Origin of the sequence: Massilia sp. 9I, assembly GCF_902506415.1 — a bacterium.
Classification (GTDB): Bacteria; Pseudomonadota; Gammaproteobacteria; order Burkholderiales; family Burkholderiaceae_D; genus Telluria.
On sequence record NZ_LR733275.1, the window covers coordinates 2,017,268 to 2,030,731 of the forward strand.

The window sequence follows — 13,464 nt, forward strand, 5'->3', positions numbered from 1 at the left end:
GCAGGTGAAGCGGGGCTTCGGCCTGGCGGTGGGCCGGCAGGCGCCGCGTGGGCGCCAGCCGCGGCAAGCAGGGCCGCGGCACCGAAAAAATGTCCCCCGGCATGGTGCGGGGGACCTAAAGAAACGGACTCAACCGCTTCATCGCTGATCGGGTGCCGGACTGTTGAGGGCACCACCACGGGGCTATGATGGCCTAAAAATATGCGGAAGGCAACCCAATTTGTCCAAATGTATTGCTGGCAGGTAGCTGGACGGACCGGAAGATTTACTCCTGGCGCATGTGCAGCAGCGGGTAAGGGCGCCCCGCATCGTCCAGCGGCGAGCGGCCTGTGACCGTGAAACCCATGTGCGCGTAGAAGCCGATCGCCTGTGCATTCTGCTCGTTGACGTCGACCGTCAGCTTACCCTGCAGCGCTGCCGCGTGGGTTAGCAGGCGCCTGCCAATGCCCAGGCCGCGGCTGGCCGGGTCGATGAACAGCGAGTCGATGTGAGCCCCAGTGAGGCCCATGAAGCCGCGCGGCGCGCCTTGATCGTCCAGCGCGACCCAGACCCGGGTGGCGGGCAGGTAGTGCTCGGAGACCAGGGTATCGATGCTTCGGTAGTCTTCGTCGGAGAGGAAGTCGTGGGTGGCGCGCACGCTGGCGCGCCAGATCGCGGCCAGCGTGGCGCTGTCCTCGGGGGTCGAGAGGCGGATCGTTCCCATACTCATGTGGCTTTTCAAAACCGCAATTGTGCCTCATGGAACGGCTTTCGGCCCTATGATAAACGCGAGAGAAAGGGGAACTGCGCATGGGAGGAATACCGTTGTGGCTGCAGGCAGGCTTCTGGGGCTTGGTGGCGGGCGGCGCACTGCTGCTGGGTGCGGCGGCCGGCTACCACCTCAAGGTACCCCAACGCCTGATTGCGGCCGTGATGGCCTTCGGCAGCGGCGTCCTGATCTCCGCCCTCTCCTTCGAACTGATGGAGCACGCCTTCCACACCGGTGGCTTCGCCTCGACCGCGACCGGATTCCTGGGCGGGGCCGCCGTCTACACGGCCGCCAACTGGTGGCTATCGCACCGCGGCGCGCGCCACCGCAAGCGTTCGGGCAAGCAGCCCTCGGCCAAGGAGAACGGCGGCAGCGGCATGGCGATCGCCATCGGCGCCCTGCTCGACGGCATCCCGGAATCGATCGTCATCGGCCTGTCGATGCTCGGCGGGCAAGGCGTCAGCATGGTGGCCGTCGCCGCAATCTTCTTGTCGAATATTCCCGAAGGCCTGTCGAGCGCAGCCGGCATGAAGGCGGCGGGACGCTCCTCGCGCTACATCTTCGGCATCTGGGGCGGCATCACTCTCGCTTCCGGCGTCGCAGCCCTGCTTGGCTACTCGGTGTTCCGGCATTTCCCGCCGCAGGTCGTCGCTGCCACCACGGCGGTCGCCGCCGGCGCCGTGCTCGCGATGCTGGTCGATACGATGATTCCCGAAGCCTTCGAGGAAACCCACGATTTCGCCGGCCTGATCACCGTGACCGGCTTCCTGGCCGCCTACGCGCTAAGCAAACTGGGCGCCTGAGTTCAGTCGTACAGGCCGCTGCCGTCCCAGCGCGGTGCGGTCGAGCCCGAACGCGCCGTCACCGCCTTGTCCGACACGCCCCGGCTTGCCAGCAGGCGCGGGAAGGCGCGGCAATACACCGACTGGACGCCGGCGAAGCGCGCCAGTGCGGCGTACTCCACCACCATGCCCGCGGGCAGCGCATCGAGCACCTGCACGACCCGCTCGCGCCAGTCTTCCGCCAGCGCGGGCATGCGTGCATCGAGCACTTCGACACGGTCGCCGGCGCGGATCTCGCCGCCCGCCACCACCCGGGCCAGCATGCCGCGCCGGCCATCGATGGCGCGCGCCAGTCCGGGCCGCTCGCGATCGAGCGATCCGCAGGCCTCGCACTGGAAGCACAGGCGCAGGACGGCCTGCTCGCCGACACGCAGCAGCGTGCCGGACGCGAGTGCACGGGTGTCGAGGTCCAGCAGCAGGTTCTCGCGCAACGCCAACGGCGGCAGGGCCAGATCCTCATAGGCAGCGGCGCCGGCAATCAGGATCTGGCGCGGCGAGTGCGCATCCAGGTGGCGATCTCCCGCCAGGCCTTGCCCGGCAAGCGCTTGCACCGAATCCTGCGGGGCCGGCGCGTTTGAACCCGGCGGGCGCAGCGCGAGTGCGACGACGCGATTCATCGGCCGTCTCAGCGCCTGGCGGGCGCAGCCGGCGCCGGGAAGGAACGCAGGTAAGCCACCAGTTCGCGCACCTGGCGGTCGCTCATGAGGCCCCAGAAGCGCATCCGGGTGCCGGGAACGACTTCGTCAGGATCGTGGATAAAGGCTGCGAGCCGTTTCTCATCCCAGATGAAGCCGGCCTTTTTCATGGCGGGTGAATAGGCAAAGTCCGGCACCGTGCCGGCGCGGCGGCCGACGATGCCGTTGAGCTGCGGGCCGAAATTGCTATGCGCGTTGGGGCCGACCTGGTGGCAGTTGGCGCAGCGCTTGAATGCCTGGCGGCCGCTTGCCAAGGGATCGGCGGCCTGCGCGGCGCAGGCCAGGAAGAGCATACCGAGTGGGAGCAGGCGCATGCTGCTCCCCTACTTCACCCGCTGCTTCTCGAGCTTGCGGGCGAGCGTGCGCCGGTGCAGCCCGAGGCGGCGCGCCGCTTCCGAGATGTTGAAGTCGGTTTCGGCCAGCACCGCATGGATGCGCTCCCATTCGAGGGTCTTGATCGAGGTGGAACGGTTGGTGACCTCGACCTCGGTATTCCCGGCCACGTGGCCGAAGGCGGCCTCGATGTCGTCCGTGTTCGAGGGCTTGGCGAGGTACTGCACGGCGCCCAGCTTGATCGCCTCCACCGCCGTGGCGATGCTGGCGAAGCCGGTCAGCACGACGATCAGCATGTCCGGGTCATGCTCGTGCAGCAGCTGCACGCAGGCCAGGCCCGACGAATTCCCCTTGAGCTTGAGATCGACCACGGCGTAGCCCGGCGAATGCCCGGCCAGCAGCGCGGCCGCTTCGTCCTGGCCGTTTGCCACCAGCACGCGGTAGCCGCGGCGCTCGAAGGAGCGGCTCAGGGTACGCGCGAACGCCTCGTCGTCCTCGATGATGAGCAGCAGACGCTCAGTGTTTTCCGTCAATGCGTTCCCTCTTCCAGTTCGATGCTCGACAGCGGCAGGCTCAGGCTCACCTGCGCGCCGCCTTCCTGCCGGTTCACCGCGGTGACCGCCCCGCCCAGCTTGCGGACCACGTTCACGGCCAGGAACAGGCCCAGGCCGTGACCCGGCTTGGTCTTGGTCGACTGGTAAGGCTTGCCGATCTGGCCCAGCATGGACGGGGCAAAACCGGGACCGCGGTCGCTCACGGCCACATACAGGGTGCCGTCCTCGATCCAGGCGTCGAGGCCGACCCAGTCGGGCGAGGCCTCGAGCGCATTGTCGAGCAGATTGTCGATGGTCTGCTTGAGTGCCGAATCGAAGGCAACCGGCAGGTCGTCCGTGATACGGTTATTGTACTGGAACGCAGCCACCTGGCGGCTCGCGCGCCAGCCCTTGACCAGGCCGTCCAGAAAAGCGAGCACGGTAGTGCGCACCGCCGATTCGCCGCGCGCCTCGCCGGCCGACAGCAGGATGCCGCTGACGATGGTCTTGCAGCGCTGGAGCTGGGTCTGCATCTCGGTGATCTCTTCCAGCAAGTCGGGATCGTCGCGGAACTGGGGCATGCGCTTCCAGTCGCCCAGGATCACCGAGACGGTGGCCAGCGGTGTGCCCAGCTCGTGGGCCGCGCCCGAGGCCAGCAGGCCCATGCGCACGATATGCTCCTCCTCGACGGCATGCTGGCGCAGGGACGCGAGCTGTGCGGCCTTCTGGCGCAAGGTGTCCGAGATACGCGAGATGAACATCACCAGCAGCGCCGCGTTCAGGGCGAAGCAGACCAGCAGGCCCTGGATGTAGAGGCTCGAGATGCCGCGTGCGTGGTCGAAGGGCAAGGCCAGCGGCTGGGCGTACATCGCCAGGCCGGCCATGCAGGCGATGGTGATCAGGACGATGGACCAGGTCCACAGCACTTCCAGCAGCACCGCCGACAGGATCACCTGCAGCAGGTAAAGGAAGGCGAAGGGATTGGTGATGCCGCCGGAGAGGTAGAGCAGTACGGTCAGGCTGGCCACGTCCACCAGCAGGGCCATGAACATCTCGCCGTTCGAGACCGGACGGCGTTCGTGCCAGCGCAGGTGGCTGGCGACGTTGAAGGCGATCAGGCAGGCCAGCACCTGCAGCATGTGCACCAGCGGCAGCTCGATGCCGAAGACCAGGATGGCCGAGGCGATGGTCGTGATCTGGCCGATCACGGCGATCCAGCGCAGCTCGATCAGCTGCAGCATGTTCTTGTGGCCGGCGGCGAATTCGACGTTGGCCGCCGCCGCCTGCGGCGAGCTGCGCCCTGCCTTGGCGAAGAAATCGAGTGGGTTCTGGATCATGCGGGTGGATGTTGTCAGTCGTCGTCGCGGATTGTACCGCCATGACGGCTGACCCACCACCAGGCGGCGCCGACCATCAGGGCGAGCGCGTACCAGGTCAGGGCATAGACCAGATGATTGTTCTGGAAGGAGATGACGGTCAGGCCGCCGACGGCGCGCTCGGGGGCGCCGGCCGGGTCCTGCCCTTTGCCGGCGTCGATAAAGAACGGTGCGACGTTCGGCAGTGCGCGTGCGGCGGCCATGGCCGCGATGTCGCGCGAGAACCAGCGGTTGGCCACGGGGTCGTTATTGCGCAGGAAGCCGCCTTTCGGCTCGCTGATGCGCAGCAGGCCGACCACGTCGACACGCTCGCCCTCCCCTGCACACGGGCTCGGGCCGGCGCGGCGGACCGGATAGCGCCCAGGTTTGTTCTCGGCGGCCGGAATAAAACCGCGATTGATGAAGACAATATGGCCCTCGGCCGTGCAGAGCGGCGTGAGCAGCCAGAATCCCGCGCCAAGCTCGGACACGGCTTGCACAGGAGTGGTGAATGCGTAGAGGTAGTGCCCGGCAAGGCGTACACGCCGGTATTCGTCGGATTCTTTGGAGACTTGCGCCCAGCGCGCAGCTGGAGGCAGCGCGACGGGATTTGCATGCACGCGTGCGTCGACGCGTGCGATCAGGTCCAGCTTCCACTGCAGGCGCAGCACCTGCCAGGTTCCCAGACCCAGGAACAATGCAACCAGCAGCAGGGCCACCACCGCCACGACCCGCCGCGCCAAAGCGCTTCGCGGGGGATGGGCGACGGGTCCTGCGTGCTGGTCGCGCTGATCTTGCATTTACTGCGGCATTTACTGCATGTCGTGCATGCCGTGGGTGGTGTCGCTTGCGCCACCCATGGCCGGCATCATGTTGGCGTTCATGTGCGTCATGACCCAGATCGAGCCGGACAACACGATCACCAGCAGGACGATGGTGAGGAGCGTCGCCATCATGTTCCAGCCGTTCTCGGATTTCGAGTTCAGGTGCAGGAAGTACATCATCTGCACGACCACCTGTACGGCTGCGAAGCCGAGAATGACATAGCGGGTCGTATCCGGCGGCAGCACGTTGCCCATCACCAGCCAGAACGGGATCGCGGTCAGGATCAGCGACAGCACGAAGCCGATCGCGTAGTCCTTGGCGCTGTAGTGCGTCACATAGGTGTCGTGACCGTGGTGGCCGTGGTCGCCGTGGTGATCATGCGCGTGGTTGTGGTGGTTGTCGCTCATGGCAGCACTCCCATCAGGTAGACAAAGGTAAACACGAAGATCCAGACCACGTCCAGGAAGTGCCAGAACAGCGACAGGCACTGCAGGCGGCGGAAGTTTTCCGTCGTCAGGCCGTGCTTGGTCAGCTGGACCATCAGGGTCACCAGCCAGATGAAGCCGAACAGCACGTGCAGGCCGTGGGTGCCGACCAGCGAGAAGAACGCGGTCAGGAAGCCGCTGCGCGACGGACCGGCGCCTTCGTGGATCAGGTGGTGGAACTCGTACAGTTCGAGCGACAGGAACGCCAGGCCCAGCAGGCCCGTGACGCCCATCCACAGCACGGTCTTGCCGACGTTCTTGGCCTGCGCCGAGATCATCGCGAAGCCAAAGGTGATCGACGACAGCAGCAGGAAGCCGGTGTTAATGGCGATCAGCGACAGGTCGAACAGCTCGGCGCCGGACGGACCGCCGGCGTAGTTACGGCCCAGCACCGCATAGGTGGCGAACAGGGACGCGAAGATGAGGCAGTCGCTCATCAGGTAGATCCAGAAGCCCAGCAGCGTGCCGTGCTCCGGATGGTGTTCGCGCACCAGGTAGCGCGCGGTCACCTCGTCGGCGGTCAAGCCGCCGGGAATGATTGCGTTAGTTGACATATTCGTTTCAGACATGGCTCTTCAACAGGCGGGTGTGCGCTTCTTCCGAACGGGTCACTTCTTCCGCCGAAATGTAGAAATCGCGCTTGTAGTTAAAGGTGTGGACGATGATCGCGGCCATCATGGCGATGAAGCCAGCGGCGACCAGCAGCCACATGTGCCAGATGACGCCGAAGCCGACCACTGCCGACAGTGCCGAGATGACGAAGCCGGCCCAGGTGTTCTTGGGCATGTGGATGGCGACGAAGTCCTTCAGCGGACGTTGGTAACCGTTCTTCTTCATGTCGGCGAAGGTGTCGTTGTCATGCACGACCGGGGTGAACGCGAAGTTGTAGTCCGGCGGCGGCGACGAGGTCGACCACTCCAGGGTACGGCCATCCCACGGGTCGCCGGTGACGTCGCGCAGCTTGGCGCGGTCTTTCCAGGTGAAGAAGCACTGCAGCAGCAGCGCACCGATACCGGCGGCGATCATCAGGGTGCCGAACAGCGAGATCTGGAACAGCGGCTGCAGTTCCGGGTCGTTGAAGTGGCTGGTACGACGGGTCACGCCCATGAAGCCGAGGATGTACGGCGGGATGAAGGCGAACCAGAAGCCGATCGACCACATCCAGAACGACACGTGGCCCCAGAACTGGTTGAGCTTCACGCCGAACATCTTCGGCGCCCAGTAGTTGAAGCCGGCGAACAGGCCGAACACGACGCCGCCGATGATCACGTTGTGGAAGTGCGCGATCAGGAACAGCGAGTTGTGCAGCACGAAGTCGGCCGCGGGAATAGCCAGCATCACGCCGGTCATGCCGCCGATCGAGAAGGTCAGCATGAACGAGATCGTCCACATCATCGGCAGCTCGAAGCGGATACGGCCGCGGTACATCGTGAACAGCCAGTTGAAGATCTTCGCGCCCGTCGGGATCGAGATGATCATCGTCGTGATGCCGAAGAACGAGTTGACGCTCGCGCCGCTGCCCATGGTGAAGAAGTGGTGCAGCCACACCAGGTAGGACAGCACCATGATGACGCAGGTCGCGTACACCATCGAGGTGTAGCCGAACAGGCGCTTGTTGCAGAAGGTCGAGACGACTTCCGAGAAGATGCCGAAGGCCGGCAGGATCAGGATGTAGACCTCTGGGTGACCCCAGATCCAGATCAGGTTCACGTACATCATCGCGTTGCCGCCACGGTCGTTCGTGAAGAACGCGGTGTCGAACAGGCGGTCCATGCCCAGCATGGCCAGCACGGCGGTCAGGATCGGGAAGGACATCACGATCAGGATGTTGGTGCACAGCGAGGTCCAGACGAAGACAGGCATCTTCATCAGGCCCATGCCCGGTGCGCGCATCTTGATGATGGTGACAATCAGGTTCACGCCGGACAGCAGCGTACCGACACCCGCGATCTGCAAGGACCATATGTAATAGTCGACGCCGACTCCCGGACTTGCCAGGATGCCCGACAGCGGTGGATAGGCCAGCCAGCCGGTGCGTGCGAATTCACCCACGAACAGCGAGGCCATGACCAGCACGGCGCCCATGGTGGTCATCCAGAACGAGAAGTTGTTCAGGAACGGGAAGGCGACGTCGCGCGCGCCGATCTGCAGCGGCACGACGTAGTTCATCAGGCCCGTGACCAGCGGCATCGCCACGAAGAAGATCATGATCACGCCGTGGGCGGTGAAGATCTGGTCGTAGTGGTCCGGCGGCAGGAAGCCGTGGTTGGAGCCGAAGGCGAACGCCTGCTGGGCGCGCATCATCAGCGCGTCGGCGAAGCCGCGCAGCAGCATCACCAGGCCGAGGATCATGTACATGATACCGATTTTCTTGTGGTCGATACTGGTGATCCAGTCGCGCCACAAGCCGCCCCACAGGCGGAAGTAGGAGATCAGGCCCACCAGGGCCGCACCACCCACCAGCACGCCGGCGAAGGTCGCTAGCAGGATCGGCTCGTGGAACGGAATCGCGTCCCAGCTGAGCCGACCGAAGATAAGCTTCGTCAAGTCGAGAGAGTCTTGCATGGTTACTTCTTCACAGGGTTGTTATTGGTGCCAGCCGAGGTGGCAAGTGCGGGGCCACCGGCTTCCGGCGTCACGCAGATTTCCAGTTCCGCCAGCTGGGCCACACTGCCCTGCTTCGGCAGGCGCTTGGCGGCCGCAGCGACCTGGTTACGCTTGTGATCGTCCGCCATCTGCTGGTTCATGCAGACGCTGCCTTCGGCCACGCAACGGTTCAGGACACGGTTGAACAGGGCGGTTTCCACCTGGCCGTAGTAGCGCACCGGCTCACGCACGGACGGCTTTTCCAGGGTCAGGTAACCGGCACGGTTCAGCTGTTCCGGACTGGCCTTCATCTTCTGGACCCAGGCGTCGAAGTCGCCCGCGCTCACGCCCTTGTAGGCGAAGTGCATGTGCGAGAAGCCTTCGCCGCTGAAGTTGGCCGACAGGCCCTTGTAGTCGCCCGGCTTGTTCAGCACGGCGTTCAGGGTCGTCTCCATGCCCGGCATCGCATAGATCATGCCGGCCAGCGTCGGGATGTAGAAGGTGTTCATCACGGTCGACGAGGTGATCTTGAAGCGGATCGGCACGTCCACCGGGGTGACCAGTTCGTTCACCGAAGCGATGCCCTGCTCCGGATAGATGAACAGCCATTTCCAGTCGAGCGCCACGACCTGCACTTCGAGCGGCTTGGTGGACGCCGCGATCGGACGGTGCTCGTCGATGCGGTCGAGTGGGCGGTACGGGTCCAGCTTGTGGGTCGAGACCCAGGTGATCAGGCCCAGCACGATGATGATCAGGAGCGGCGCGCCCCAGATCAGGAGTTCGAGCTTGGTCGAGTGGTCCCAGTCGGGTTCGTATTTGGCGCTGGTGTTGCTCTTGCGGTAGCGCCATGCGAACAGGACAGTCAGGATCATCACCGGCACGATGATGATCAACATGAGCAGGACCGAAATCGTGATCAGGTCTGCCTGCTGCTTTGCAATATCGCCGGTGGGGTTCATCACCACCGTGTTGCAGCCGGCAAGCGCTGCGAGCGGGAGTAATGGGAGTCCGCGGCGGACAATTTTAGGAATCATGCTAGGTATCTAACGTTACATGGGAATAAGAACATGCTACTGTAATGCCAACGGCCTTCGACAACCATTGGACACTTTGTCCCACCCTTGCTATATTGCAATTACGGCATTGCCGTAACAACGATAAACAGGGGCGCGAAATCAGGCTGTCGAGGCCAGCTGACCTCAGGAGACGAAGATATGCAAAGCAACGCGACGTACGGCGGCGCAGGTGCCGCTCCCATCACCCACCCTGCCAGTGGGGCTCGTAACATCAACGCCCGTGATGGTGAAATCCATCCGGCCGACATCGCTGTCGGCGTGATCATCGGGCGGGCTTCCGAGTATTTCGAATTCTTCGTCTATGCCATCGCATCGGTCCTGGTCTTTCCAGCGGTATTCTTCCCCTGGGCAGATCGACTCGAAGCGACACTGTACTCGTTTACCGTTTTTTCGTTCGCCTTCATCGCGCGGCCTATTGGTACCGTGATTTTCATGTGGCTGCAAACACGTTTCAGCCGCGAAATCAAGCTGACCATCGCGCTGTTCCTGATGGGAACGTCAACGGTGGTCATTTCCTTCCTGCCTACCTATGACCGCATCGGCATGACGGCGATCGTGATCCTGTCGCTGATGCGCATTGGACAGGGCCTGGCCCAGGGCGGCTCCTGGGATGGACTGCCTTCGCTGCTCGCGCTGAGCGCTCCCGAAAACAAGCGCGGCTGGTACGCCATGCTGGGCCAGCTGGCTGCCCCGATCGGCTTCCTGATCGCCGCCGGCCTGTTCGCCTACCTGGTGTCCAACCTGTCGCAGGACGACTTCCTGGTCTGGGGCTGGCGCTTCCCGTTCTTCTGCGCTTTCATGATCAACATCGTCGCCCTGTTCGCGCGTCTGCGCCTGGTCTCGACCAGCGAGTACTCGCGCCTGCTGGACGCCCATGAACTCGATCCGGCTCCGGTCGGCGAACTGGTGAAATCGCAGGGCAGCAACATCGCGATCGGCGCGCTGGCCGCGCTGGCCAGCTACGCGCTGTTCCACCTGGTGACGGTATTCCCGCTGTCCTGGATCCAGCTCTACGATACCCGCCCGATGGACGAGTTCCTGCACATCCAGATGTGGGGCGCCGTACTGGCCGTGCTGGCGATCCTGGCTTCCGGCTTCATCGCCGACAAGGTCGGCCGCCGCACCACGCTCGGCACCCTGGCCGCGCTGATCGCCCTGTTCTCGGGCTTCGTGCCGACCCTGATGGATGGCGGCGAAACCGGCCAGAACATCTTCATCCTGGTGGGCTTCACCCTGCTCGGCCTGTCCTATGGCCAGGCTGCCGGCGCCGTGACCGCCAACTTCAAGCAGCAGTACCGCTACACCGGCGCGGCCCTGACCTCGGACCTGGCCTGGCTGGTCGGCGCAGCTTTCGCTCCGCTGGTCGCCCTCGGCCTGTCGGCGCACTTCGGCCTCGGCTACGTCAGCCTCTACCTGCTGTCGGGCGCGGTCGGCTCGCTGGCCGCGCTGAGCCTGAACCGGGCGCTCGAGATCCGCGACTGACGCAGCGCTTGCCTCCTCAAAAAAAACGGCCCCATCAGGGGCCGTTTTGGTTTGGGCGGGTCGCTCGCGCGATTCAGCGCGGCGCCGTGTAGATCCCAGGCTCGGCAGACAGTCCGCGCTTGACGGCCTTGGTCAGCTCGTCAACGGCGACTTCGGTCAGCCCTTGCTCGAGGGCCGAGAAGCCGCTGTCGACCACGGTGTCAACCGTCAGCTTCGGCACCTCGAGGCCCTTGGTGAGATCGGTATCGATGAAGCCGACGTGCAGGGCCAGCACCTGGGTGCCCTGGCCGGCCAGCTCGTTGCGCAAGCCGTTCGTCAGGCCCCATGCCGCCGATTTGCTCACTGCATACGCCGCCAGGATCGGAGCGCTGACCCAGCTTGCGACCGACAGCACGTTCAGGAAGGCGCCTCCACCATTGCGCGCCAGGACCGGGGCGAATGCGCGCGACACGTTCAAGATGCCGAACACATTGGTTTCCAGCATGCGGCGCAGGCTTGCGTCGGCGCCCGGCTTGAGCAGCTCCGTCATGTCGGCGATGCCGGCATTATTGATGACCAGGTCCACATCGCCCAGCTCGGCGGCTAGTGCGGCCGCCTCGTCGGCATTCGTGACGTCGAGCTGCACGGGAACCACACCCGCGAGCGTGACCGTGCGCGGATCGCGGGCAGCGGCATAGACCTTCTTGGCGCCGCGCGCCAGGGCTTGGCGGGCGAATTCCGCGCCGAGACCGCGGTTGGCGCCGGTAACGAGTACGGTTGCATTCTGGACGATCATGGCTGCTTCCTTTCAGGAGTGAGGCGGGGTTCCGCCATATTTAAAATATGATGGATTTCATATGATGCTCATCATATTTTCGGTCGAACAAACACCGGCGCAAGCCGGCAAGGGAATCAGTTCCGAGATGGTGCGGCGAACAGGGAGATCAGGCTGGCGCGGGCCGTCGCCAGCAGCGCCCTGCCCTCGGGATTGTCGCCATGCACACGCGCCAACTGCAAGTTGCCGATCAGGGCGCCCGCAATGACGCTGGCTTGAGCCGGATCGGCGCCCTCCGGCAACGCCGAGGCCACGCGTCGCACCAGGCGGTCGACGCGCTGGGTCGAGGCGATACGCACGCTCTCTTCCTGGCGCGGCATTTCGCCGGCCAGCGCACCGACCACGCAACCGTGTTCCGGGTGCGCCAGATGCTCGTCCGACAGATAAAGTTCGATCAGCGCCTGAAGCGCATTCCCGGTTTCGTGCGTGCGGGCCGCGACGCGCTCGTCCAGCACGGCGCTACTGATCGCGCCCGCATGCTCGATCGCCTCGACCAGCAGCGCGTCGCGCGAATCGAAGTGGGCATAGAAGCCGCCATGCGTCAGGCCGGCTTCTTTCATGACCTCGGCGACGCCGACACCGGCATAGCCATGGCGGCGCACCGCGCGGCTGGCTGCCTCGACGATACGATGGTGGGATTGCTCGCGCTTGCTGGATTTGGCGGACGTGCTCATGATGGGCACCAAAATATGATGAACGTCATATTACGCTCATCATATTTTGCGTGTCAAGTGGCTTTTCAAGAAAGCGCCGTATCCAGCACCGTCATCAGGATGAAGCCGAATACCAGCGTGATGCTGGCGGTCGTGCCGTTGCCGTTCTGGCGCATTTCGGGAATGACGTCGTTGGCGATCACAAACAGCATGGCGCCGCCCGCCGCCGCCAGCGCAAACGGCAGCATGCCCGCCGCGATGCCGATCAGGGCCACCCCGGCCGCGGCGGCCACCGGTTCGATCAGGCCTGACGCCACCCCGAGCCCAACCGAGAGCAAGCGTCCATAACCGACCGTGCGCAGCGCCAGCGCCACCACCAGGCCTTCGGGCACGTCCTGGATCGAGATACCGGTGGCCAGCGCATTCGCCTTTTCCACGTCGATGCCGGCATAGCCGACGCCGATGGCCAGGCCTTCGGGCAGGTTGTGCAGGGCCACGGCCCACACGAACAGCCAGGCGCGGCGCAGCGAAATGCCGGCGTCGCCCTCGGCCAGGATGCCGTCCACGTGCACGGCGCGGCTGAGCAGCAGGATGGCGCCCGCCCCCGCCATGATGCCGGCGCCGGCCATCAGGCTGGATTCCCAGTTACCCGAGCCGGCCGCCTTGGCCGCGGCGATAGCGGGAATCACGAGCGAAAACGCGGTTGCGCCCAGCATCACGCCGGCACCGAAACCGAGGAAGCAGTCGTAAGTACGTTTCGAGAAATTCTGTGCCAGCAAAACCGGCAAGGTGCCGAGCGCAGTCGCGGCCGCGGCGGTGGCGCCGCCCAGCAGCGCGCGGTGCATTTTGGGATCGGCGCTCATGACCTGTTCGATCAGGCTGCCCAGCAGCAGGATACAGCCGATGCTGCAGATGGCGAAACCGAGCACGCGGCGTACGCTCAGCGCGCGCAGCAGGGTGCGCAGGGCCAGCAGCCGGTTGTCATGCGCTTTGTCGATGCGAAAATTCATGCGATACCCGGAGAAAGGCCGCGCGCC

The 13,464-nt window shown here is 64.6% G+C and carries 15 protein-coding genes; 2 read left to right on the forward strand and 13 right to left on the reverse strand.

Annotated elements, in window-relative coordinates:
- Positions 1-265 precede the first annotated feature (265 nt).
- Positions 266-703, reverse strand: coding sequence for an acetyltransferase (locus GV068_RS09165; protein WP_159704808.1), 438 nt, complete (start codon positions 701-703; stop codon positions 266-268).
- Positions 704-804: 101 nt separating this feature from the next.
- Between GV068_RS09165 and GV068_RS09170 the strand changes: the two genes are divergently transcribed.
- Entirely contained in the window at positions 805-1,551 is a 747-nt protein-coding gene (locus tag GV068_RS09170; RefSeq protein WP_229463956.1) for a ZIP family metal transporter, read from the forward strand.
- A gap of 2 nt (positions 1,552-1,553) precedes the next feature.
- On the opposite strand, the gene GV068_RS09175 is transcribed toward GV068_RS09170, so the two are convergent.
- Genes GV068_RS09175 through cyoA form a run of 9 tightly spaced genes read right to left on the reverse strand, consistent with a single transcriptional unit; the run spans position 1,554 to position 9,436 of the window.
- Positions 1,554-2,207, reverse strand: a complete 654-nt coding sequence (locus GV068_RS09175) for an MOSC domain-containing protein (RefSeq protein WP_159697027.1) — start codon at positions 2,205-2,207, stop codon at positions 1,554-1,556.
- 8 nt (positions 2,208-2,215) lie between these two features.
- Positions 2,216-2,599: a cytochrome c family protein gene (locus tag GV068_RS09180; RefSeq protein ID WP_159697028.1), complete on the reverse strand. Its 384-nt coding sequence runs from the start codon at positions 2,597-2,599 to the stop codon at positions 2,216-2,218.
- Positions 2,600-2,608: 9 nt separating this feature from the next.
- On the reverse strand, positions 2,609-3,151 hold the full coding sequence (locus GV068_RS09185) for a response regulator transcription factor (RefSeq protein ID WP_159697029.1): 543 nt from the start codon (positions 3,149-3,151) through the stop codon (positions 2,609-2,611).
- Positions 3,148-4,488 (reverse strand): ATP-binding protein, encoded by a 1,341-nt coding sequence (locus GV068_RS09190; RefSeq protein ID WP_159697030.1) that lies wholly within the window; start codon positions 4,486-4,488, stop codon positions 3,148-3,150. The genes GV068_RS09185 and GV068_RS09190 overlap by 4 nt, the downstream gene beginning before the upstream one ends.
- Before the next feature lie 14 nt (positions 4,489-4,502).
- On the reverse strand, positions 4,503-5,306 hold the full coding sequence (locus GV068_RS09195) for an SURF1 family protein (RefSeq protein WP_159697031.1): 804 nt from the start codon (positions 5,304-5,306) through the stop codon (positions 4,503-4,505).
- Positions 5,307-5,318: 12 nt separating this feature from the next.
- Positions 5,319-5,738, reverse strand: coding sequence for a cytochrome o ubiquinol oxidase subunit IV (gene cyoD / locus GV068_RS09200; RefSeq protein WP_159697032.1), 420 nt, complete (start codon positions 5,736-5,738; stop codon positions 5,319-5,321).
- Positions 5,735-6,370: a cytochrome o ubiquinol oxidase subunit III gene (cyoC, locus tag GV068_RS09205; RefSeq protein ID WP_373888410.1), complete on the reverse strand. Its 636-nt coding sequence runs from the start codon at positions 6,368-6,370 to the stop codon at positions 5,735-5,737. The genes cyoD and cyoC overlap by 4 nt, the downstream gene beginning before the upstream one ends.
- Before the next feature lie 7 nt (positions 6,371-6,377).
- Positions 6,378-8,381 (reverse strand): cytochrome o ubiquinol oxidase subunit I, encoded by a 2,004-nt coding sequence (gene cyoB / locus GV068_RS09210; protein WP_159697034.1) that lies wholly within the window; start codon positions 8,379-8,381, stop codon positions 6,378-6,380.
- Positions 8,382-8,383: 2 nt separating this feature from the next.
- Complete coding sequence (gene cyoA, locus GV068_RS09215) at positions 8,384-9,436, reverse strand: ubiquinol oxidase subunit II (protein ID WP_159697035.1); 1,053 nt, start codon at positions 9,434-9,436, stop codon at positions 8,384-8,386.
- Positions 9,437-9,616: 180 nt separating this feature from the next.
- Between cyoA and GV068_RS09220 the strand changes: the two genes are divergently transcribed.
- Positions 9,617-10,960: an MFS transporter gene (locus tag GV068_RS09220; protein WP_159697036.1), complete on the forward strand. Its 1,344-nt coding sequence runs from the start codon at positions 9,617-9,619 to the stop codon at positions 10,958-10,960.
- A 73-nt stretch (positions 10,961-11,033) separates the two neighbouring features.
- Here GV068_RS09220 and GV068_RS09225 read toward each other — a convergent pair whose 3' ends face one another.
- The 3 genes from GV068_RS09225 to GV068_RS09235 form a co-directional block, all read right to left on the reverse strand.
- Positions 11,034-11,735, reverse strand: a complete 702-nt coding sequence (locus tag GV068_RS09225; protein WP_159697037.1) for an SDR family oxidoreductase — start codon at positions 11,733-11,735, stop codon at positions 11,034-11,036.
- A 116-nt stretch (positions 11,736-11,851) separates the two neighbouring features.
- The gene (locus GV068_RS09230; protein WP_159697038.1) at positions 11,852-12,448 is read right to left on the reverse strand and encodes a TetR/AcrR family transcriptional regulator; all 597 of its coding nucleotides are present in this window, start codon (positions 12,446-12,448) and stop codon (positions 11,852-11,854) included.
- 65 nt (positions 12,449-12,513) lie between these two features.
- Positions 12,514-13,437: a ZIP family metal transporter gene (locus GV068_RS09235; protein ID WP_159697039.1), complete on the reverse strand. Its 924-nt coding sequence runs from the start codon at positions 13,435-13,437 to the stop codon at positions 12,514-12,516.
- Between the last annotated feature and the right edge of the window lie 27 nt (positions 13,438-13,464).